This window comes from Labrys miyagiensis, from assembly GCF_030160835.1.
In the GTDB taxonomy this organism is placed as follows: domain Bacteria; phylum Pseudomonadota; class Alphaproteobacteria; order Rhizobiales; family Labraceae; genus Labrys; species Labrys miyagiensis.
The window spans coordinates 36,985-58,807 of the sequence record NZ_BSPC01000026.1 but is presented as its reverse complement, the minus strand read 5'-3'; the positions used below and the strand labels follow the sequence as shown (position 1 = coordinate 58,807).

16 protein-coding genes are annotated in these 21,823 nt (G+C 62.6%); 4 read left to right on the top strand and 12 right to left on the bottom strand.

Annotated elements, in window-relative coordinates; genetic code table 11:
* Positions 1 to 211 precede the first annotated feature (211 nt).
* The 11 genes from QQL24_RS14825 to QQL24_RS14775 form a co-directional block, all read right to left on the bottom strand.
* Positions 212 to 1,306 (bottom strand): acyltransferase family protein, encoded by a 1,095-nt coding sequence (locus QQL24_RS14825; RefSeq protein ID WP_284313000.1) that lies wholly within the window; start codon positions 1,304 to 1,306, stop codon positions 212 to 214.
* Between the two features lie 56 nt (positions 1,307 to 1,362).
* Entirely contained in the window at positions 1,363 to 2,295 is a 933-nt protein-coding gene (locus tag QQL24_RS14820) for a beta-1,6-N-acetylglucosaminyltransferase (RefSeq protein WP_284312998.1), read from the bottom strand.
* Positions 2,296 to 2,352: 57 nt separating this feature from the next.
* The gene (locus QQL24_RS14815; protein ID WP_284312997.1) at positions 2,353 to 3,819 is read right to left on the bottom strand and encodes an MOP flippase family protein; all 1,467 of its coding nucleotides are present in this window, start codon (positions 3,817 to 3,819) and stop codon (positions 2,353 to 2,355) included.
* Between the two features lie 51 nt (positions 3,820 to 3,870).
* Entirely contained in the window at positions 3,871 to 5,805 is a 1,935-nt protein-coding gene (locus QQL24_RS14810) for an acyltransferase family protein (RefSeq protein ID WP_284312996.1), read from the bottom strand.
* 3 nt (positions 5,806 to 5,808) lie between these two features.
* On the bottom strand, positions 5,809 to 6,726 hold the full coding sequence (locus QQL24_RS14805; RefSeq protein ID WP_284312995.1) for a hypothetical protein: 918 nt from the start codon (positions 6,724 to 6,726) through the stop codon (positions 5,809 to 5,811).
* A 6-nt stretch (positions 6,727 to 6,732) separates the two neighbouring features.
* On the bottom strand, positions 6,733 to 7,725 hold the full coding sequence (locus QQL24_RS14800) for a glycosyltransferase family 2 protein (protein ID WP_284313192.1): 993 nt from the start codon (positions 7,723 to 7,725) through the stop codon (positions 6,733 to 6,735).
* Positions 7,725 to 9,005 (bottom strand): polysaccharide biosynthesis protein, encoded by a 1,281-nt coding sequence (locus tag QQL24_RS14795; protein WP_284312993.1) that lies wholly within the window; start codon positions 9,003 to 9,005, stop codon positions 7,725 to 7,727. The genes QQL24_RS14800 and QQL24_RS14795 overlap by 1 nt, the downstream gene beginning before the upstream one ends.
* Positions 9,002 to 9,781: a WecB/TagA/CpsF family glycosyltransferase gene (locus tag QQL24_RS14790; RefSeq protein WP_284312991.1), complete on the bottom strand. Its 780-nt coding sequence runs from the start codon at positions 9,779 to 9,781 to the stop codon at positions 9,002 to 9,004. The genes QQL24_RS14795 and QQL24_RS14790 overlap by 4 nt, the downstream gene beginning before the upstream one ends.
* Before the next feature lie 173 nt (positions 9,782 to 9,954).
* Positions 9,955 to 11,100, bottom strand: a complete 1,146-nt coding sequence (locus QQL24_RS14785) for a polysaccharide biosynthesis/export family protein (RefSeq protein WP_284312989.1) — start codon at positions 11,098 to 11,100, stop codon at positions 9,955 to 9,957.
* A gap of 298 nt (positions 11,101 to 11,398) precedes the next feature.
* A complete protein-coding gene (gene nusG / locus QQL24_RS14780) occupies positions 11,399 to 11,908 on the bottom strand; it encodes a transcription termination/antitermination protein NusG (protein WP_284312987.1) in 510 nt (169 codons plus the stop codon).
* Positions 11,909 to 11,998: 90 nt separating this feature from the next.
* Positions 11,999 to 13,372 carry an exopolysaccharide biosynthesis polyprenyl glycosylphosphotransferase gene (locus QQL24_RS14775; protein ID WP_284312985.1) on the bottom strand — a complete coding sequence of 458 codons (1,374 nt, stop codon included), beginning with the start codon at positions 13,370 to 13,372 and terminating at the stop codon, positions 11,999 to 12,001.
* A gap of 767 nt (positions 13,373 to 14,139) precedes the next feature.
* On the opposite strand from QQL24_RS14775, the gene QQL24_RS14770 reads away from it, so the two are divergent.
* The 4 genes from QQL24_RS14770 to QQL24_RS14755 all read left to right on the top strand — a co-directional run bounded on the left by QQL24_RS14770 (position 14,140) and on the right by QQL24_RS14755 (position 20,499).
* Entirely contained in the window at positions 14,140 to 14,382 is a 243-nt protein-coding gene (locus tag QQL24_RS14770; RefSeq protein ID WP_284312983.1) for a hypothetical protein, read from the top strand.
* 210 nt (positions 14,383 to 14,592) lie between these two features.
* Positions 14,593 to 15,507, top strand: coding sequence for an acetamidase/formamidase family protein (locus QQL24_RS14765; RefSeq protein WP_284312982.1), 915 nt, complete (start codon positions 14,593 to 14,595; stop codon positions 15,505 to 15,507).
* Positions 15,508 to 16,216: 709 nt separating this feature from the next.
* Positions 16,217 to 19,396 (top strand): ATP-binding protein, encoded by a 3,180-nt coding sequence (locus QQL24_RS14760; protein ID WP_284312981.1) that lies wholly within the window; start codon positions 16,217 to 16,219, stop codon positions 19,394 to 19,396.
* Positions 19,397 to 19,476: 80 nt separating this feature from the next.
* Positions 19,477 to 20,499 (top strand): catalase family protein, encoded by a 1,023-nt coding sequence (locus QQL24_RS14755; protein ID WP_284312980.1) that lies wholly within the window; start codon positions 19,477 to 19,479, stop codon positions 20,497 to 20,499.
* An 88-nt stretch (positions 20,500 to 20,587) separates the two neighbouring features.
* On the opposite strand, the gene QQL24_RS14750 is transcribed toward QQL24_RS14755, so the two are convergent.
* On the bottom strand, positions 20,588 to 21,202 hold the full coding sequence (locus tag QQL24_RS14750) for a tetratricopeptide repeat protein (RefSeq protein WP_284312979.1): 615 nt from the start codon (positions 21,200 to 21,202) through the stop codon (positions 20,588 to 20,590).
* Between the last annotated feature and the right edge of the window lie 621 nt (positions 21,203 to 21,823).

Here is a 21,823-nt window from a genome sequence, read left to right as displayed (position 1 = left end):
ACTGCAAGAATCGCAAAGACGCGTCAAAACAAGGAGTTAGAGCAATGCGCGGTCTCGTGTGGACGCGCTTTGCTCTAGGTCCGGGCGACAAGAAGGCCCGTGCCTTCGAGGCTAGGGTGCCTTACCTTCAGATTGAATCGCCAAGAACCGCAAAATTCTTTTGATTCCAAGGCGTTAAACTGGAGACCGCTCCTACCTGAAAGCATTTTGCTTAAGGTGAGACCGGTGCCGGCGAGAACGGCTTGCGCCTCAACAGGCGCGACAAGGCTTTTCGAACGGGGGCGTCGAAATAAACGTCCAGCGCAATCGCGATCGCGATGAGAGCCGCCAGGAAGGCCAGGCCGATATAGGGAACCATCGCCCGGATCGTCTCCGCTCCGGCCAGGGATGGAAAGGCCGAGTAGAGCTTGAAGAGCGGAAGGTGCAGCACATAGATCGCGTAGGATGCCGATCCGAAGCGCAGCAGAGCCGCATTCCAGTTATTCCCGCCCGTCAGATTGGTGCTGAAGACGACCAGGCACGGGAAGACGACCAGCACGCAGATGAGATCCACCGCCATCCTCGCCGCCCCATCGGCGGGGATGGCGAGAACGAGCACCAGCAGCAAGGGCGCCAGGATCACGGGCAGGTTGAGCGGCATGCGCCGCCACAGACCGGTCCTGTAGATCACGATACCGACGGTGTAGGAAAACAGCACCCGCGGGAACCCCGTTACGAAGGTCGTCCGCTTGTAGCCAAGGTCGAGCGAGCCGAAATACAGGGCCGCCGCGACCAGCAGCAGAAAAGAAACGCCGATCACCACCAACAGATGCCTGATCCGCATGGATTTGAGCACCATCGCATGACACACATTGGCAAAGAGCTCGAAGAGCAGTGTCCAGGACGGAAAGTTGAACGGAAACATCTGCGGGTCCGCTTCGGTAATGCGGAACGGCAGGGGAATGAAGAACAGTCCCGCCAGGATGGTTATGAGGAAGGCATTGGAATTGAACGTGTCCGTCATCCTGCTGCTCAGGACGAAAGCGAGCGCACCGATGCAAAGCGCGGCGATGTAGAGAGGATAAAGGCGGATCGCCCTGATCTGCATGAAGCGAAAAGTCGTCATGCCCTTGTCGAGACGCTCCTCATAGGCGCTGGCGATGACGAAACCGCTGAGGACAAAGAAAAAATCGACAGCCAGATAGCCGCCCGCAAGCGTAGGGCCGCCAAAAAGCAGGTTGGTATGGCGCTCCGCCACGACGATGGCGGCAAGGCCACGCATCACATCGAGGATATGGAACCGCTGCGATTGAACGACGGGCTTCACTTGAACCCTCCCGGGTACGCGGCCTGAGATGATGAATTCCGGTCCATGAAAGCTGCCTATCCCGCCTTTTCCAGGCGCGCTGTTTCCTGGCCGTGTTTGATGAAACGGCTGATCTCCTCGACGACATCGGCGTTTCTAGAGCCGAATTTGCGGGCATAGACGGCCGGTCCGGCACCGTAGTCGTCGATTAGACCGAAGGAGGGATGCAGGAGTTGCGGCAGGTGGCGGTCCCGAATGAAGCACGGAGCATCGTTGGGATCGGACCAGTCAGTGTAGACATTGCCGCGCTTGCAGCGGTCGAGGAAGGGCGAATTGCCGAGAATGGTTTGAAAGAAGCTTTCATCCGGTATCCGGACATGCCGAAAGAAGTTCGCCAGCCCCGGATTGGCTTTCACGGTCTTGCGAATGTGTTCGATCGCATCGGCCGAAAGGCTCCACCATTGGCTCCCGGCATAAAGCTCGACGCCGTTCAAATGCTTGCCGGGATTGCGTACCGGCAGGCGGCCGATCAGGCGCATGAGAGGGCCGAAAGCCTTGCGGTAGAGCGTCTTGGGACGGTGCCACCCCTCGAAGAAATAGCAGGTGAAGCGGTCCATCCTCTTGTTCAGGCCAGGGTGAGGCACTTTGACGAGGTTGATGTGCTGCGCCTGCCCCTGCTCGAGGCCGTCATGGATGTCGCGCGCACTGCGCAAGGGAAAATGGCTGCCGCTCAGCAGCGTGTAATAGCTGAATGCGACGTCCGACGTTGCAGCGCTCTCAAGCGTATTCAGCGTCGCCTGGACCTGGCTCCAGCCGCCCCAATACACCGCGACCCGGTCCTGCACGAAGGCAACGCGCGGGTGTGACGCAAGATCCGCGAACGCGACGATATCCGATTTCGCATCGATATGGACATAAAAGCGGGCCCACTCCCCGTCCAGGGCGCCGATGAGGCGCCGGAGGTGCCTCGGGTCTTCATGCGCCAAGATCAAATAGGCATGATTTTTCATGCTCAGGGGCCTTTCTGTCGACTGCACGCGATTGGCTTCGGAGACCGGGAAGCGGTGTCAGGTGGGTTGCGGCCTACCGCGCAGCAGGCGCTTGATCATGAGCAGTTCCGCCATCGACAGCAGCCACTCGCGATTGATCAGCCAGCTGCTCGCCAGATAGACGAGCGTGCCAGCCGCGCCACCGATCACCAGGCGCGGCAATGCGCCGTCGACGAGTTGGAGAACCAAGGCGCCCACCAGTGCCGCACACAGGGTGGCGATCGCCGGCAGCAGCAGAACGGTATGATATTCGGCAAAGCTCGCGCCGCAGGATGGCCGGACGAGCGCAATCCAGAACACCGGAATTAGGATCACATAAAGGATGGTGAGCGCCGTCGGGATGCCGAGGATACCGAAAGGCGCGCCGAGATAGACGAAAACGAAAACGGCAATGGCGACGCTGAGAGCCGAATAGGTTGCTCGCTTGGTCTCGCCGGTGGCGAAAAGCAGGCTGCCAACGGGGTTGCCGACGGACCTGACGGCTCCCCAGGCGGCGAGGACGCGCATGATCGGCCCCGACGCCGCCCATTTGGGGCCCAGCGCAATCGCCACGACCTCTGGGCCGAAGACGGCGAGAAAGGCATAGATCGGGAAGTTGACCGAAGCGGTCATCCTCATCGCCTTGAGATAGACCGACTTCACCCTCTCCTTGTCATGCGCCACGGAGGACAGTAGGGGAAAGCTGACGCGCGTAACGATCGGGTTCACCACCAACATGATGCGCAGGCACAGATCGCGGGGCTGGAAGTAGTAGCCGAGCGCCGAACCGGTGATCAGGCGCCCGCCCAGCACGATGTCGCCGTTGAGCGCCACGGCGTTGAACATCGAGATGGCGACGACATTGGACCCAAAGGCGACGAAGCGCTTGGCCGCCTTCCAGCTGAAGGAGAAGGATGGGCGCCAGCCATCGGCGAGCAGCAGCCAGGACAGGACGGTAACGCCGGCGACATTGACGAGGTTGCCGACCACGATGGACATGGCGCCGAAGCCTGCCAGCGCCGAGATCACGGCGATGGAAAAGCCCGCAATCGCCGATGCCATATCGATCTTGAACAGCACGTCGAAGCGCAGGTTCTTTTCGGCCATTGCCCTCTGCTGCTGCCCGAGCGCTGTGACGAAAAACACGGTGGAAGCCACGAGCACAAGCGGAACGAGGCGCATGTCGCCATAGAACATCGCGATCAGCGGGCTGCCGGCGGCCACCACCAGCGTGACGACACCGCCCATGAAGACATTGAGCCAGAACAGGCTGTTGAGCTCTTCCTTCGTGACATCGCGAAAGCGGATGAGCGCGCTGGAGATGCCCATGTCGGTGAACACGATGCCGATGCCGACAATGGTGACGGCGATGGCGACCTGGCGGAAATCGGCGGGATCGAGAATGCGCGACAGCGTCACGATCTGCGCGAAGGCAATCGCGGCCCGGCCCAGCATGGCCATGCTCGTCCATCGGATCGCCGAGAAAGCGGCGTGGCGGATCGTCATGATACTCCTTGCAATCGAAAGGTCGTCCCGGCGCGGGCCGGGGGCCGACCGTCAGTTCTGGGCCGTCTTCTGCGTGCCGGCATGGCCGGTGCTGAACAGAGCGGGCGCGATGCGGGAAACGATCAGCTCGGAGCCTTCCGGGGTCAGATGGCCGTAGTCGAACTGGATCGGCTTGTTGTCATCGGTCCACAGCGTGCAGGTACCGGCCGGGCAGATGGCGTCATAGACCGAGACATAGTCGGCGCCGGTCTTGGGCACGGCCTGCGCGAACAGCCGGTCGGTCTCCTTCACGGCGGAAACGCGATGGGTGGCCACAAGGGCCTCGTCCTTCTCGTAGAGGCTTTTCGCCAGCACCCGGGGCAGCGCCACATCGTAGAGGACGATGGGACCGAGCACGACCACGCGCTTGGAATAGCGCTTCAGCTCGGCGATCTCGCGCAGCAGGCCGGGCAGGTCGGAGTCGACCCACAAGGCCGACAGCACCACCGTGTCGACAGGGTGGCGCGGCAGGAAATCGTTGAAGACGAACTTGACGAGATCGGTGCAGCGCTTGTCGCCATAGGTGTCGAAAATCGGCTTGCAGCCCGAGGCACTGACCTGGAGGATGTTGACGTCCTTCCCCTCGGCGAGCATGCCCGGATACATATGCGCGGCATGGCTGTCGCCGACCAGCAGATAGTTCGGCTTCTTGTCGGACAGGGCCAGGCAGGAATCCTGGCGGTACATCGAGAACTTGTTGAACTCCGACGTCAGGAAGCATTCGCCTGTGCGGTAGCTCTTGTTGGCGTCGTAATTGGCAAAGGCCGCCACTTCCTCGACCTGCGGCGGAACGCGCCAATAGGCCGAAGCGGCCGGCGGCACGAGCAGCGAGGCGATGAGCACCGTCACCATGCCGAGACTGGCATAGCCGAGGGTGCGGACAGGCGCGGTGCGATAGGGCCTCACCCGGAACGGCGCCTCGATGAATTTCCAGGACAGCGCCGCCAGGCCAAAGCTCAGCCCGATATAGCTTACGCGGGTGGTGAGGTTGTGCGCCTCATGGACCTGGTTGCCGAAGACCCAGACCGGCCAGTGCCAGAGATAGAGCGAATACGAGATCAGGCCGACGAAACGCACCGGCGGCAGGCTGAGCAGCCGGCCGACCATGGTCTGCAGGGAAGAGCCGGAGGTCTGCAGGGAAGAGCCGGAGTGGATGAGGAGGCAGGTGCCGAGGCAGACCGGCAGGGCGCCCAGCCCCGGGAAAGGCAAGGTGTTGTTGAGGAGGAAGATGCTGCCCGCCACCAGGATTAGCCCGAGCACGGCGAGCGCGTTGGCAGTCCTCGGCGAGGACAGGCGCGGCACCACCCCGAGCGAGAGGAGCCCGCCAGCCAGCAATTCCCAGGTACGGTACTGCACGAGATAGAAGGCGGCCGAGGCGTCCTGCTGCACCATGAAAACGGAGGCGGCAAAGCTCAGGGCGGCTACAACGGCAAGGATCGTCAGCACCGTCCTTCGCGACAGATGGCGCATGAAATAGAGCGCCAGCGGGAAAAAGACATAGAACTGCTCCTCGACCGACAGGGACCAGGTGTGGAGCAGCGCGTTGAAATCGCTGCTGGTGTCGAAATAACCAGCCTGGGCATAGAAATTCACATTCGAGACGAAGAGCAGCGAGGAAATGGTGTTGCGGATGACGGCGGAGACTTCCGAGGGCATCAGGATCAGGAAGGAGGCCGCCAGCACGAAGGCATAGACGGTGAACAGCGCCGGAAAGATGCGGCGCACGCGTCTGTTGTAGAACTCGACCAGGCTGAAGCGGCCCCGCTCGATGTCGGAGGCGACGATCCCCGTGATCAGGAAGCCGGAGATCACGAAGAAGATGTCGACGCCGACGAAGCCGCCCGGGAAATAGCGCGCAAAACCGCAGTGGTAGAGCACCACCGAGACCACGGCGACGGCACGCAGGCCGTCGATATCGTTGCGATGGAAGGAAGCAGAAGCTGTCATCGGTCAGTCCGGGTAAGCTGCGACGCGCGGCGATGGGATGGCGGCCTCGTCCTGGCTGCCCACGGCAGGCGGAAAGCCATAGGCCTCGATCATCGCGGCGATCTGGATATCGTTGCCGTCCTCGCCGACGACATTCTGGTTGTAGAGGGCAACGTCCTGGCCGCCGCGCCAGAGGATAAAGCGCCTGATAGGGCCCACCTTGCGGAAGCGGGCGCCGTTGAGGGCCGCCATCCAGAAGAGCCAGATGTCGTCGCCCGTCGGGCAATAGCGGCGGAAGAGGTCCTCGCGCATCGCCTCGGCGGGAAGAATGCCGGGGCGGTAGAGCACCCCGCCGAGGCCGGTCGGGAAGGTCGACAGCGAGGACGAACGATCGGGCGTGTCGAATTCCCAGGTACGGTAGGGCGCCGGCAGACCGTCGCCGCGCAAGGCGATGCGATGGCCGCGATGGCAGAGCACTTCCCGGCGGCCGGGATCATAGGCCGCGATGAGATCCTCGAGCCAGGTCGGCCAGTAATAGGCATCGTCATCGGCCGTCACGATCACCGCATCGGGATGGGCCGAGAGCGCTGGAATGATCTTCTTATAGGAGCGCAGGTCGCTGCAGGCGCGGATCGACAGGCCGTGGGCGCGCAGCTCCAGCACCGCCGGAGGCAGGGCCGCCATGTCCTTTTCGGCGATCCAGAGCTCGACATGATCTGGCCTGACGCTTTGCATCAACAGGCTCTTCAGTGTCGCCGCCAGGGTCGGGAACCGGGGCGGATAGGAGGTGAGCGAGAGCACGAGCGGATGAGGAAGGCCGCTCGTCCTGCCCTGCTGCCCGCCACGCCTGCGCCAGCGCAACGCCACCCGGAGCGCCGTTGCCTCGGACACGATGTCCCGGAGGGCCTGCTTGGCCGCCTCGAACATTTTACGCAATGCCATCGATCCCTACAGGCCGGCCTTGGAGGCGAGCGGAGTGCTGCGCCCCGGTGAAAGATCGCTCTCCCTGCCCTGCCCCGAAGCGGCTGATACCGCGCCATACTCACGGTAGCGCAGGCCGAACAGCCCGGTGATTTCGCCGAGGGAACGGGCCACCAGCGACAAGGCCTCCATGCGCCGTCCGGCCCGGGCGAGTCCTGGCAGGACCGTCAGAGCGGCGAGACCCAGCCTTCCAAGCGCCTTGGCCAGCACGATGGGACGGCCGAAACGTCCGTAGCGCCAGCGCAACTGCACCAGGGCGTTGGTGCTGCCGATCCGGAAGGACCGGCGGAAGATCCAGCGAGGCTGCAACCGGCTCGCCGGCACGTCCTCATGCATGACAGCAGCGGCGGCCCAGGCGAAACGGGCACCCATCGTTTTGGCGCGGGCGAAGAATTCCATGTCCTCGCCACCGGTCAGGCCGAGGCGCAGATCGAACCAACCGGGGCCCGTCCGCTCCAGGATGGTGCGGGTCAGCAGCACGTTGCAGGTACCCCAGACCATCTCGGATGGACCGTCCGCCTGCTCCTGGCGATAGAGCTTGAACGTCCTGGCCCAGGCCGGCGGTTCGACCGCGAAATCCGGCAGGAGCGTGCCGCCGACGATATCGGCCCCGCTGCGCTGCTGCATGGTAAGCAATTCCTCCAGCCATTGCGGCTCCGGCCATTCGTCATCGTCGAGCAGCGCCACGAATTCGATATCGGGCGCGGCCAAGGCAGCGGCAAAGAGAGCATTGCGCACCTGGGAAACCCCGCGCTCGCCGACATCGATGCTCCTGATCTCGAAGCGGTGCCCCGGTGCGAGAAGGCGAACGACCTCCCTGCCCTGCCCACCAGCGGGATCGTTCTCCGCCACGAGGATTGAGATCTCGGCCTCGGTGCGAAGCTCGCCGAGACGGGCGAGCGCCTTCGCCAGGCCCTGGGGCCGGCGGAAGGTCGGGATGAGGATCAGGCCGCGACGCATCACAGAACGGGGCTCGTCTTGAAGGAGGCGGCGCCCATGGCGGCGCCCGGCTGGCTGCGCTTCAGCCGATGTTCAAGCAACATCATCGAAAGGTTCGCGGCGGCCTGGCCGAGGACGATGCCGAGCAGCGAGTAGATCGGCGCGGCCGCCAGGACCAGGCCGACAACCGCCACGATTGCCAGCGCGGCGCAGACGACGCCCCAGATCGCCAGCGGCCTGAACCATTGCGCGGCCTGCAGCAGGATGCTCGAGGGCATCGACCAGCATTGCAGCAGCGAGATCACCGCCCACAGGCTGAAGGCGATCGATAGCGACCCGAGATCATAGGAACTCTTGAACAGCAGATGCGGGTACCAGGCCAGCACGGCAACGCCCGCGGCGACCGTAACGGACCAGACGCACAGCACCGCCACGCGGAAACGCAGCACGGCGCGCAGGGCCTCGGCGAGATTCCCATCCGTCAGATAGCGGGCCATGGCGGGGCGTTCCAACTGGGTGAGCGAGGTGAGGGCAAGGGCGATCGGCTTGACGAAGAGCGAGGTGGCCGCGATCGGCGCGAAGGCGGCGGGCCCGGCGCAGAGCGTGACGGCATAGGCATGGGCGTTGGCAGTGGCCTCGGAGGAGACGACGCCGAGCAGCGTCCAGCGCGACTGTTCCCGCCATACGCCGCCATAAGGCCACAGCGATCCGGACCAGGCGCGGCGGAACTGCTCCATCAGGAAGCCGCTTCCGAGCGCGGCCAGACCGGCGATGGTCGCCAGGCTGATTGTGAGCGCCCCCATCGCCAGCGACAGACCCATCAGGCAGGCTGCGCCGAGGATGGCGACCAGGGCAAGGGAATAGACGAGATCGGATGCCGCCGCCTGGATCGGCCGGTGCAGGGCATAGAGATGGGCGCGACCGAACCAGCGGATCATGGCCAGGAAGCCGAGCAGGGCGAAAAGCCAGGCCTCATGCGTGGCGCCGAGGATCGCGGCCGCCCCGCCGCAGATGGCGCCCCATCCGACCGAGAACAGCAGGTTGACGGTGAAGAAGGACAGAGCCTGCGCGGGCTGAAGGACGGCGCCATTGAGGTTGACCGTGTAGGGCGTCGAGATCAGGGCGTTGGAGAGGCCATAGCCGAACTGGACAAGGCCGAGCACGAAGGCGAACTGGCCGAAGGCGGCCGTGTCGACGAAGCGCAGGAGTGCGAGCTGCAGCAGGAACTGCGCAGCCGCCGCCGTGCCCGGCGCCGAGGCGGCGAGCCCGTAACGGATGAGGCCTGAGGCCTTGGGGTTCACGCGCCGGCCCCGCGGGGACGCGAACTCGTCTGCGTCAGTAAGAGATAGATCGCCACCGGATTGGTGGTCACGTAGCGCCAGAACAGCTTGCGCGGATTGGTGAGGAGGCGGTGCAGCCATTCGAGCCCGGCACTCTGCATCCATCGAGGCGCGCGCGGATAGTTGCCGGCAACATAGTTGAAACAGCCACCGCAGGTGACGAGCCATCCGGCCTTCAGCCGGCCGCGGTTGCGCACACAAAAGGCCTGCTCGTTCGGCTTGCCGAGGCCGATCCAGACGATATCGGCGCCCGAAGCATTGATCGCCTCGCAGATGGCGGCTTCCTCGCCCTGAGCAAAATAGCCGTTCCGCCGCCCGACGATCTGGAGGTCGGGATAGAGCGCCCGCATCCGTGCTTCGCAAAGCGCGTTCACCTCCTCCGTCGCCCCCAGCAGGAAGAAGCGCAGCCCCGCGCGGCTGGCGAGTGCGGCGGCGTCGTGAAAGAAGTCCGTGGTGGCGCTGCGCTCGGGAATAGGCGCGCTGGTCAGGAAGCGCGAGGCCGCAACGATGGCTTGCCCGTCGGCATGGACGAGATCGCCGGCAGCGAGATCCCTGCGAAAATCCCGGTTCCAGAAGGCCAGCGCCAGGGCATGGCCGTTAACGTCGAAGACCAGCTTCGGCGTCGAGGCGCCGGAGCGGGCGGCCAGGCAATCGCGCAGCATCAGATTTGCCATGTCCTCGCGTGACAAGCGCGCGGTCGCGACGCCGCCCACCAGGACGGTGTTGAGGCTTTCCATCGGAATGTTTCCTGGAATTGGGGTGGCGGTCTTCAGCCCCTTCGGCCGGCCGAAGGGGCGGGACCGCCATGCCTGGGATGCGAGTCTTTTGCCGGCGAGGAGGATGGCCTCACCACATCGGCAAGAGCCGATGTGGTGGTGGAGACTGCCACTCAGTGTTTGGCTCGTCCGGCTCAGTAAGTGTTGTGACTGACGGCGGCGCTTTCCGAAATCGAATAGGCGTTCGAGGTAATGGGGCTCAGAATGTTGAGGAACTTGATCAGATCCGTCGATGGCGACTCGGACACGAAGATCAGGTCCTTGTCCCTGATGTTGAAACTGTTGGCCATGAAGAAGTTATCACCCTTCCTGAGGTCCACCGTGTAGACGGTCGGCACGAGATCGCCCTTGTATTGGGAGACATCGACGCCCGCCGCCATGAGGGTGCTGCGGCGCTCGACCCGGAAGAGGAAGACCTCCTTCGGATCGGCCCTGGTGGTGTCGAGGCCGCCCGCCTTGGCGATGGCCTCGGACAGGCTCATCGTATCGTCGTCGAAGGAGAAGCGCCGGTTGTTGGTACCGCCGATCGAGCCGGGGCTCGGGGTGGCGCCCAACACCATGAACACCTTCTGGTCCCGGGTGAGGTAGATCACGTCGCCGGGGCGCAAGGCCACATTCTGGCTGGGGTCGCGGATGATGGTGGACATGGAAGCACGCCGCGTCACCCCGTTGCGCTGGATGGTCACCGTGGTCTCATAGGGCGGATTGCGCGGGCCACCGGCCCGGGCGATGGCATCGAGCAGCTTGATGCCGCCGGGATCCATCGAGAAATGCTGGGCCTGGTTGACCTCGCCGAGAACGCTGATGTCATTGCCGCGATGCTCGACCACCGAGACGACGACCTGCGGCTCGATGGCGCGCGACTTGAGGCGGCTGGAAATCTCGGCGGAGATCGACCGCGTCGTGCGCCCAGCCACATGCACGGGACCGTCGACATAGGGGATGGTGATCACGCCGGAACGGTCCACCTGCTGGTTGGGGATCTCGACGAAATTGCCGGAACGCGATCCCGCCTCCTTGGGGATGAACAGGCCGCCCGACTCCGCCTCGAAGATGGTGACGCTCAGGATGTCACCAACGCCGATGCTGACGTCCGGACCGGTGCCGCGTGCCATCGACGTGAAGCGGGGCGTGGCCGACAAGGTGCCGCGATTGGCTGCGCCGAGAGAGGCCGGGTTGAGGGCGACAAGCACATAGGGGATGGCCTTGGGGACATTGGATGCCGTGACCGCAGCGTCCTGGCGCACCGCCGCACCGGTGGGTCCGTCCTTGGAGACCATCGAGCATCCAGCCAGACCAGCCGCCAAACAAACCGCCAGAGCGCGGACGATGTACTCTTTTGCGTTCAATGTACTGCCTCTCACAAAGCCCAGCCGCTCATGCTTGCCTGCACGGCGACGTGGTACGCCTACTCATCGAGTTCCCTGTCCCTGCCGAAGATTGCATTGCCCCCCAACGGGCGGATGACAGTGCTCCGCCTTCTGTTGGCGATACTCGGGGACGCTGCCCCCAAGCTACCGCAGTCCGGGTGAAAACAGGTTTCACCCGGATAAAATAGAAAGTCCAAACGCCGCAGCTTCAGGCCGCGACGAGATTGCTGCGCTTGACCTCGGCGTAGACGGACATGCCGAACAGGCTGAGCAGAAGGTTGACCCGGCCGCGGGCGTCCAGCGAGACGACCTCGCCGAGGACATCCGCGAAGGGACCGGCCAGCAGACGCACCCTGGCGCCCGGCTGGATCGGATCGGTGAACTTGACCGTTCCGTCAGGACCGATCGATTCGAGGATGGTCTCGACGATGCCCGGGCGCGCCGGCACGGGGCGGTCCCCGCTCATCACGAGATGGCCGACGCCGCGCGTTCCGTTGATGGACCGCCATGCTGTCACCGCCGGGTCCATGCGGATGAAGATGTAGCCCGGGAACAGCGGATCGATAGCCTCGACCACACGCCTGGCGTGGCGCTTGGTGACACGCAGGCGCGGCAGCAGGAATTCGAAGGACTGGGCCTTGAGGTTCTCGGCCGCGACCAGTTCCTGCCGAGGCAGTGTGGTCGCGGCGAACCAGCGCATGTCCAGTTCAGCATTCATCGGGGTCGCCTCATTTCGGGGTGATGCCGATATCTCGGGCCGGAGGCCGCTTTGCGGTCGGCCGTTGGGCGTGCTTGTTGGACGGTTCGGTCAATAGGCGGCCCTGTCGTGGAAGGCCAGCAAGGCGGTCTTCGCAACGATGTAGAGGTCGAGCCGCAGGGAGAAATGGTCGATGTACCAGAGGTCGTGGGCGACACGTGCTTCCATATGCTGGACGGTCGGCGTCTCGCCCCGGTGGCCGTTGATCTGTGCCCAGCCGGTGATGCCCGGCTTGACATGGTGGCGCATGGCATAGGTTTCGATCAGCGGATCATACTGGTCGTCGTGAGCCTGGGCATGCGGACGCGGACCAATGAGCGACATGTCGCCCGCCAGCACGTTCCAGATCTGCGGCAGCTCGTCGAGGCTGTGCTTTCGCAGGAAGGCGCCGAACTTCGTCACCCGGGGATCGTGGCGCTCTGCCTGCCGGACGACGGCCCCGTTTTCCATGACGCGCATGGTCCGGAACTTCAGGATCTCGAAGGTCCTGCCCGCAAAGCCGCGCCGATGCTGGCGGAACAGGATCGGCCGGCCCGAGGTGACCAGGACACCGAGCGCCACCATGCCGAGAAAGGGCGCCAGCAGCGGCAGGGCGATGCCGGCGATGGCGATATCGACCGCACGCTTGGCGGCGCGCTCGCTCCAGGTCAGCGGGGCGCGCTGGATCTCGAGCCCGGACAAGCCGGCAAGATCGACGGGCCGGGCATTGTGGGCGTCAAAGCCGAAGGTGTCGGGCAGCAGGGTGACCGGAACCGGCACGCGGCGAAGCAGGCTCTGCAAGCGGGTGAGCGCATTCTCCATCTGCCAGGGCGCCATGACATAGATCACGTCGCAGCGCGAGGCGGACACCGCCAACCGCGCATTCTGCACGGCCTTGGCAAGGACCCCCTCCCGCATCTCTTCCGAGCCGGTGAGGCTGCTGGCGGGGATGGAATAGAGGCCGGATACCATGATGCCCCGGGAGCGCATGCGGGAGACCATGGTGTCGGCGTCGCGCCGTTCGCCCAGCAGGATGAGAAACGCCGAGGAGACCACGATCTCGTGGCGTCGCAGACGCTGGCGCAAGGCATCGAATATCGCGAACCGGGCGCCGCAGGCCAAGGCCAATCCTGGCACAAATGCAAAGAGCATCCCGCCGCGAGAGTAATCCGCGCTTGTCTGCGTCATGAAAGCCTCAATCATGACGACCAGGAAGCCCAGCATCCAAGCCTGTAGATAGGTCGAAAACTGGCTCCGGAGCGATATCAGGTTCTGAAACTCGTAGCTGCGACGCACAATCAGAAAGAGTACGGCCACAGTACCCGATTCGACCGCAGCCTTGAGAAACGAAGAGATTCCCGGGTTCGCGCCGGTAGAGAAATATAGGTATATAACCGGAGTAAAGGTGATAGCAGCCAAGATTAGTATCAGATCTATGCCTGCCATTGTGACACGAAGGCCATTCTCTGAAAAACGAAATGGTCGTGATGATCCAAATTCAGCAAGTTCGGCAGCCGTCGCGAGGGATTTCTGCTGGAACATAATTACCTCTGGCGTCGTACAGTTGCGTGAAATGAGCGCCCCCGCGTCCAAAATCCCACCCTGGAATAGGGGAGATCTCGGATGCCCTCATTTCAACTTTCAAGCGAACCCTAGCTGGGTTGGTCTCTCGTGTCCACCCGTTCGGATTTCTGATATACGCCTTTTGGGTATAAATCTGCGCAAAAGGAGTGCTATTTCAACGATCGTCATACCCCTTTTTCGCTTAACGATTGTGCAACGCAACATGAAATAAGATTAATCTTGCGAAGAACTGATTAAGGAATGAGCTTCACCATGTGGCGAAATGTCGCGACTCCACAATTGCAATCGAGAGCATCAAAGTTGCAATAAAAATGCATTTTTGCAAACATTACGGACCGCTGAGTAAACCTCTCTTGCGAGGCCCGCCTCAATGGGCCCCGCCAAATAGAAGCAGGGATCCGTGCCCCCGGGTATCACCGATGCCTGTCCGGTAGGTTCGGACCAGGACTTCCCGGGTTATCGAGAAGACCTGCTGGCGTAGCAATTTCCGCAGGCCGGCAGAGTTTTACAAAGTTTTGAAAGCAAGAGGCGCGCTCCATTTGACTCCGCTTTATCAGGTCCCTATCCCTGCTTTGTTGGCGCTATTCGGATCTCCTGACAGAAGGACGCCAGGCCAGGGAATTGGTGCCATGAATGCGCTCATAGCTGCTTTTGTCCTGCCGCTTCTCCTGGGCCGCTTCTTCTCCTTCCTCGCTTTCGCAATCGTCTGGCTGGTGGGCATGATCGTCTACGCCGTCTGGCTGCTGCCTGGCGATCTCTCGACATCCCAGAGCATCCTGATGGTGATCGCCGCAGGCGTGCTGGCCCAGGCCGGCTATTTCGTGAATATCTTCATCCGCTCAATGCTGGGCGACGGCGGGCGGGGCCGGTAGCGCCGCATTCTCTTCGCAAAGGCGCGCTATCCACTCTTCGGCACGACGGCCCAAGGCCTCTTTCTCCAAAACGTTTTGCGATTTGGCGGAATCGGCAAGAATCGCAAAGACGCGTCGAAACAAAGAGTTAGAGCAAAGCGGCGTTTGCGCCAAAACGCGCTTTGGTCTAGCGCAGTCCCACATAGGATCTTCCCTCCTTCCGAGGCATTCATGGCGACCCATCGACTCGACGCGACCTCCTGGCACAACACGCTCGGCTCCCATGCGCCCGTGCTGCGCTGCGCCGATGGCGACACCGTCGTCACCGGCACCATCGACGCCATCGGCTACGACAAGGACGGGGTGCGACGGGCCTCGCCTCCCAATCCGGTGAACGGGCCGATCTTCATCGAAGGCGCCGAGCCCGGCGATTCGTTGCGCGTCGAGATCATCAGGATGACGCCGACGCGTGGCACCGGCTGGACCAATTCGGTGCTGGCCAGCAATGTCGTCGACCCCGATGCCGTGCGCAGACTGCCGCAGCCCGAGCGTGTCACCTGGCTGATCGACCGTGAAGCGCTGACGGCGCGGCTGGAGGCCCCGCCCGAGGGCCTCGAGAATTTCGTGCTGCCGCTCGCGCCGATGATCGGCTGCTTCGGCGTGGCGCCGCGCCATGGCGGCGCCATCTCGAACGCCACCAGCGCCGAGAATGGCGGCAACATGGACTATCGCGGTTTCGGGCCCGGCACGACCGTCTGGTTCCCCGTGGCCGTGCCCGGCGCCCTGTTCGCCCTGGGTGACTGCCACGCCGTGCAGGGCGATGGCGAGATCGTGGGCACCGGCATCGAGACCACCTTCGAAGTCGAAATTCGCCTGCATGTCGAGAGGAAGCGCAGCATCACCTGGCCGCGCGGGGAAACCGCCACCGACATCTTCACCGCCGGCAACGCCCGCCCCCTCGACCAGGCGCTGCAGCACGCCACCACCGAAATGCTGACCTGGCTGACCACCGACTACGGCCTCTCCCTCACCGCCGCCAGCCACCTGATGGGACAGGTCGTGCGTTACGATGTCGGCAATGTCTTCGATCCCGCCTATACGATGGTGTGCCGCATCGCCAAGAAATGGCTGCCGGTGAAGCCCTGACGCGAAGGTCCGCCCGCCCGGCCCGGCTTTGCCGGCTCGGGGCGAGCGAGCCATTGAGATGTTGGCCGGCGATGATACGGGGTGACCGGCACTGCCGTCGTCGAATACCTTACCAATCGGTGTTCCATTGGATACAGCCAACCAACGGCTTTTGAGCAATGCTCCAGCAATCGGGGGGCAGTGCCATGAAACAGTGGAAGTTCCTCAGACATTTCGGATTCGCCGAGAGGAGCCAGGCGACGCTGCCTGGCCGGCATATCTCTCAATTGACCACGTTCGATCTGGAACGCTGCGGACTTGGTCCGGAGCGGGACCACGCTCCGGTCATCTGGACCCATGCCACAGACTATGGCTGGCAGGTGGAGCGATCCTGCTGGGACAGGAAGAGAGATACGGAAATATAGATCGGCGGAGGACTCTCGAACAGGGTCTTCCGCCGATAATGGGCACGGGGTCTCCTTTGGAACAGCTCTCCAATTGGGGGAAGCGTTAACGCAGCGTGACTCCTGGGGCTCCTCATTGTCCGCAATTCAATTATTTGGTTGAGAGCACTCGGTATTCGTGAAACCTTTCGGATTGGGGGGTTCCGTCAAATCACATTGCGTCGGCGCCCGCAGCAAACAGTATCGAGTTCTGCCTGAACGACTTTCGCGACCGGTCGAGCAGTGCACTGGTCACGGTAAGCCAAGACGATCTCGTGGAGGACGTCATGCCGCGCCCAGACAACCCGGCTCGCCGACCGGCGGCTATAGTCGGTGTCGCGGCAGAGCGGCGCAACCTTACCGTGCTGTTCGTCGATATCGTCGGCTCCACGGCCTTGGCGACGCGAATGGATCCGGAAGATCTGCGCGAGATCCTGCGCAGCTTCCAGCGCTGCTGCCGCGAGGCGATCGAGAAATATGACGGCTACATCGCGCGCTATGTCGGCGATGGCCTGCTCTCCTATTTCGGCTTTCCAGTTGCGCACGAAGACGATCCCGAGAGGGCCGTCAACGCCGCGCTCTGCGTCCTTGCTTCGGTTTCCAGCCTGTCGTTTGCCCACAACACGCATGTGCAGATCCGCTGCGGCATTGCGACCGGCCTCGTCATTGTCGGCGACTTGATCGGCGAAGGCCCGAATTCCGAGTTCGCACTCGTCGGCGAGGCCCCCAATCTTGCAGCACGGCTGCAGGAGCATGCGGGCCCGAACCAGATTCTGCTGGCGGAACAGACGCGCAGCCTGATCGGCGAATCCTTCGAACTGACCGATCTCGGCGATCGATCGGTGCATGGCTACGACAAGCCGGTTCGCGCCTGGCGCGTCATCCGGCCCAATGTCGTCGGAAGCCGCTTCGCCGCCTATCGTGCCGCGCAATTGTCGCCATTTGTCGGGCGCGAGCGCGAGCTCGCGACCTTGATGGAGCGCTACGAGCGCGCAAGATCGGGCGACGGGCAGATTCTGGGTATCTGCGGTGAACCGGGCATCGGCAAATCGCGGCTGGTCGCCCATTTCTCCGATCGGCTCAAAGGCGATCCTCATCGAATCCTGCTCTTTCAGTGCTCGCCCTATCACAGGAGCAGCCCCTGGTATCCCGTCAGCCGGTTCATCGAGATTGCGGCGAAACTGGACCGCACGGTCTCCAACGACCGCAAATTGCCGAAATTGGAGGCGTGGCTGAAGGGAACCTGTGGCGGCGCCTGGCGCGAATGCGTTCCCTTCCTCGCCGCGTCGATGTCGCTTCCCAATCCGGAGCGTTACCCGGCCTTGGATCTTGCGCAAAAGCCGCAGAAGACGCAGGCGCTCCTGTCGCTGCTGGATCTGCTCCGCAAGGACTCGGCGCGGCAGCCGGTCGTCCTCATCGTGGAGGACCTTCAATGGATCGATCCCAGTTCCCTGGAGCTTCTGACCCTGCTGGCGCATGACCTCAGAGACCTGCGGGTCCTGACCATTCTCACCTATCGGCCGCAATTCGTCTTCCCCTTCGGCTCCAGGCAGAGTTTTGCTTCCTTCGTCCTCAATCCCCTGGAGAAAGACGAAGCGATCCAGCTGGTACAGTCGCTGACGCCGGACAATTCGCTTCCCTCCACGATGATCGAACGGATCGTCCGCAAGACGGACGGAATTCCGCTTTTCGTGGAAGAGGTCACCAAGGTAGTACTGCAGGACGCGGACACCAGCCAGGATGTCGCTACCATTCCGGCGAGGCGGGTTCGCTCGGTCCCCGAAACCCTGCACGATTCCCTAATGGCCCGCCTGGATCAGGTCGCGCCGATCAAGGCGGTTGCCCAGATTGCCGCCGTCATCGGCCGCGAATTCACGGCCAGCCTGCTGAAGGCCGTCGCTCCCCTGTCGGCCCAGGCCGTGAAAGAAGCCATCGCCGGCCTGTCGCGGGTAGGCCTCCTGTTCGAGACTGGACAAGAGGCGGGGGAAACCTTTGCGTTCAAGCATGCCCTTTTGCGGGATGCGGCCTATGCAAGCCTGCTCCATGTCGAGCGCTTCAAGCTTCATGTCCGCATCGCGGAGTCGTTACGCCAGGATTTTGCAAACCTGGCCGAGACAACCCCCGAACTCATCGCCCATCACTACGCCCAAGGCGAGGAATACTGGCAGGCGGCCAATTACTGGCTGAAGGCAGGCACGCAGGCGAGCAAACGCTCGGCCTTCATCGAAGCAATCGCGCATTTGCAGAGCGCGCTGGGCGTCTTCCACCATCTGCCCGAAAATGCCGATCGGGACGCGCTCGAACTGAAGATCCAGAATTCCCTCGCCAACGCCCTCATCGCCGCCAAGGGCTATGGGGCTGGTGAAACCATCCAGGCTTTCAAACGGGCACGGCAACTGTGCGAGAGGGATCCGAATGGCTCCACGATCCTCGCCGTTCTGAACGGCCTCGTCGGCATTCACTACATGCGGGGAGAATTCGAACAGGCGCGCTCCGTGGCGCAAGATCTTCTGCAGCGCGCCCAAGACCAGCAGAATGCAACTGCAATGCTGATGGGGTATCGCATTCTCGGCATGTCTCGCTTTGCGATGGGCGAGTTGAGAGAAGCAAAATTGGATCTCGAGAAGGCGATCTCCCTCTACGATCCGGATATACACGCACCATTGGTACTGATCTATCCTCACGATTTCAAGGCAACGTCGCAGGTTTATCTTGGTCTAATTCTCGTTTTACTTGGTGACATTGACAATGGCCTTGGTCATTGCCACGAAGCGCTGGATTATGCCGAAAAGCTAAACCATTCCCATACGCGATGCTACGTCCTGGCATTTGTGGCCGGCTGCTATCTGGTGGCCGGAAAGGCCGCGTTGGCCTTTCCGATCGCCGAACAGACCATTGCATTGGCGACCGATAGCGAATTCCCACAATGGGTGGCCGGCGGCTTCATGGTGCGTGGGTGGGCGCGGCTCGAGCTGGGCAGGCTCGAAGGCGCGGTCGAGGATATTCGAAACAGCATTCGCGGACTGGAGCAAACCGGCCGACTTGTCTGGAGCCAGTTTGCGCACTTGCTTCTCGCCCGGGGCCTTGCAGAAACCGGCCAGCATGCCGCGGCCATGGAACTGATCGAGGACATCGTCGAGCAGATCGGCAATTCCGAAGGCCGCTGGTACGCAGCCGAGGTCCGGCGCCTCAGGGCCGACCTGCTGGCCGCCGCAGAGGCGCCGCCGCCGGATGTCGAGGCAGACTACGAGACCGCAATCGCCATAGCGGCCGAACAGGGGGTGCTGATCTGGCACCTGCGCGCCCTGAACGCGCTTGCCTCGTTCTGGCGAGCGCATGGGCGGCAGGCCGAGGCGCGCGACAGGCTTCTGGCCTTCCGCCACGGCCTGGAAGGGCAGGTCTCGAGCTCCGAAAGGCAGAGAAGCACGGCGCTGCTCGCTTCGCTTGATGCCAAAGCCCCGTTCTGAGGAGCGATCCCATGTCAATGAAAGGCCTTGAAGAGCTGGATTTCGAGGAGCGCTATTACAAGGACGACCCGCAGCTCGAGATGGAAAGCATCGACGAATTCATCGTCATGATTTCCCAGGTGATCGGCCAGCACTTCGATCGTGGCGAGCGGCCGGCCCGAAGGGATGCCCATGCCTTCGATATGGGATGCGTGCGGGCATCCTTTGTCGTGGAGAGCGATCTTCCCGCCGAATTGCAGCACGGCGTTTTTTCCAGGCCCGGGAAGAGCTACGAGGCCTGGATCCGTTTCTCCAACGGAAATTTCTTCCCCACCAGCCCCCGCTCCCCCGATGCCAGAGGCATGGCGATCAAGCTCATGGGTGTCGAGGGGCAGAAAATATTGCACGATGAGCAATTCACCCAGGATTTCATTCTGATCAATCACCCGAATTTCTTTGTGAATGATCTGAAAGATTACATCGAGGTACTGAGGAAATACCTTGAGGGAGGCTTCTGGAAGCAATGGGTCCTGGCGCCCCTGCGCCTGCGATCGCTCCGGCTGATCTGGATTGCCCTTCGCGTCAACCTGACAATCGCGTCCAGTCCCCTGGCCAGGCGCTACTGGTCCATGACGCCTTACAAATTCGGCGACGGCAGCCCGCCCTATGCCGTGAAGTACACCGCCATTCCCGAACTGCCGATACCTGGTCTCCTCCAGAGGATCCGCAACGTCCTGGCCGCCGGTTTCACACCCCAGCGCGCCATGCAGGCAATGCTCAGCCGCAACGAGGACGTACGGTTCAATTTCTACATTCAGCACTTCGTCGACTCGCACAGCACGCCCATCGAGGACACCAGCGTCGAATGGAGAGAAGACGTTGCACCGATCCATCGCGTGGCGCGGATCGTCATCCCTCGACAGGACATCATGTCCAAGGAACGCGGCGAGGATTGCGAAGACCTGTCCTTCAGCCCCTGGCACTCGCTTCCGGCCCATAAGCCCCTGGGGCTCATCAATCGCGTCCGGAAAAAGGTCTATCTGGCCATCAGCGACCGCCGGCATGCCTTGAACGGGGTCGAACCGCGTGAACCGGTGGTGAGGGAACCCGAGGAAGTCCAGTGAACCGCGCTGGGTCTGCCGGAGGCATTTTCGTTTGAGTCACGCCGCGATGGCGAACTCGGTTTCTTGCGCCCAATAGCGCTCTTGCCTCCTACCGCCTCGTGGCCTGATCCAGAGCCTTGAGGAAATCGGTGGCGTGCGCCAGCCTGTCGGTCAGCTCCTCGCCTGCCTTCGTTTGGGCCCTGGTCATCTTGTGTTGCAGCGCCTGGGCATAGAAACGGTTGAGCGGCGACAGATTGTAGAGCGCGTAGGCGACAACGCGGTTCCTGGGCACGCTGAGACCGTAATCATACATCGCAGCCAGCGAGGACTGGCCGACGGGGTCCTTCAGGGCGGCGGCCTTGCGGTACCAATCCATCGCCAAGGCATGGTTCTGATGCACGCCCTGCCCGCTCTCATACATCAGGCCGAGACTGGTCTGCGCCTCCACCACCCCCTGCTCGGCGGCCTTGCGATACCATTGGATCGCGATGCCATCGTTCTCGTCGACGCCCTCCGCTCCGGCATACATGTCGCCCAGCTTTTTCTGGGCCTTGGCATCGCCCCGTTCCGCCAGGGGGCGCCATTCGCGAAGCGCGGCGTCGAAATCACCCTTGTTATAGGCGGCCTTCCCTTCATCATAGCCAGCCTGTGCCAGCGTGCACGCCGTCACCACCAGCAGCGCAGCCGATGCCGCTCGTGCTGACCATCGATATCGCGTGCGCATTCCCTTCTCCGTCCCGCCTCGATCGCCACGAACCTTAAGGCATTTCCCGGCATTTCCCCTGTGGCAACCTGCCGCGATCAAGCACGCCCAGCGTGGCGTCGGCCACCGAACCAATCGCCGTGCCTCTCCCCGGCGTCCGTCTTCCTCTGCCCCAGTACGGCCATGGCGCTGATCGCTCATCGCGCATCCCTCCACGTCGGCGCATGAAATCCGACAGGCGGTGGGACATTTCAGCAATAAACAAGCAACATTGGCGAAACACCGAACCGCTATAAGCCAACATTATGCAATGGGAACAGGACGATGGGACCATGGACTGATTTTATTGGCTCGATGATCGTAGTAGGGCTTATGGTCACCCTATACCTTGTCGCCATATTCTGACGCTCGGACTGACTAGACCGCTCGCTACCCATCCCGTCCGCCGTTTGGCCCGGGAGAATAAACGTCCTCTATTGCGTGCAACCCAGATTGACCAGATTGGCAAAGGACGACAGGCAGGGCTGTTCTGATGCGGATCCGAGAGGGGCGCGGCGAGCGATCTGTTACCGGCCGCCCTGCCCGGTCAGTTTTCCCGGTAGCGGACAGCAGCGCAAGGTAGAAGCCGCGCTCCCCGGATCG

Excerpts from the sequence above, each read along its gene's own strand:
- QQL24_RS14820 (WP_284312998.1), bottom strand. The coding sequence starts at position 2,295 with ATGAAAAATCATGCCTATTTGATCTTGGCGCATGAAGACCCGAGGCAC.
- QQL24_RS14815 (WP_284312997.1), bottom strand. The coding sequence starts at position 3,819 with ATGACGATCCGCCACGCCGCTTTCTCGGCGATCCGATGGACGAGCATG.
- QQL24_RS14810 (WP_284312996.1), bottom strand. The coding sequence starts at position 5,805 with ATGACAGCTTCTGCTTCCTTCCATCGCAACGATATCGACGGCCTGCGT.
- QQL24_RS14805 (WP_284312995.1), bottom strand. The coding sequence starts at position 6,726 with ATGGCATTGCGTAAAATGTTCGAGGCGGCCAAGCAGGCCCTCCGGGAC.
- QQL24_RS14800 (WP_284313192.1), bottom strand. The coding sequence starts at position 7,725 with ATGCGTCGCGGCCTGATCCTCATCCCGACCTTCCGCCGGCCCCAGGGC.
- QQL24_RS14790 (WP_284312991.1), bottom strand. The coding sequence starts at position 9,781 with ATGGAAAGCCTCAACACCGTCCTGGTGGGCGGCGTCGCGACCGCGCGC.
- QQL24_RS14785 (WP_284312989.1), bottom strand. The coding sequence starts at position 11,100 with ATGGTCTCCAAGGACGGACCCACCGGTGCGGCGGTGCGCCAGGACGCT.
- nusG (WP_284312987.1), bottom strand. The coding sequence starts at position 11,908 with ATGAATGCTGAACTGGACATGCGCTGGTTCGCCGCGACCACACTGCCT.
- QQL24_RS14775 (WP_284312985.1), bottom strand. The coding sequence starts at position 13,372 with ATGGCAGGCATAGATCTGATACTAATCTTGGCTGCTATCACCTTTACT.
- QQL24_RS14770 (WP_284312983.1), top strand. The coding sequence starts at position 14,140 with ATGAATGCGCTCATAGCTGCTTTTGTCCTGCCGCTTCTCCTGGGCCGC.
- QQL24_RS14765 (WP_284312982.1), top strand. The coding sequence starts at position 14,593 with ATGGCGACCCATCGACTCGACGCGACCTCCTGGCACAACACGCTCGGC.
- QQL24_RS14760 (WP_284312981.1), top strand. The coding sequence starts at position 16,217 with ATGCCGCGCCCAGACAACCCGGCTCGCCGACCGGCGGCTATAGTCGGT.
- QQL24_RS14755 (WP_284312980.1), top strand. The coding sequence starts at position 19,477 with ATGGAAAGCATCGACGAATTCATCGTCATGATTTCCCAGGTGATCGGC.
- QQL24_RS14750 (WP_284312979.1), bottom strand. The coding sequence starts at position 21,202 with ATGCGCACGCGATATCGATGGTCAGCACGAGCGGCATCGGCTGCGCTG.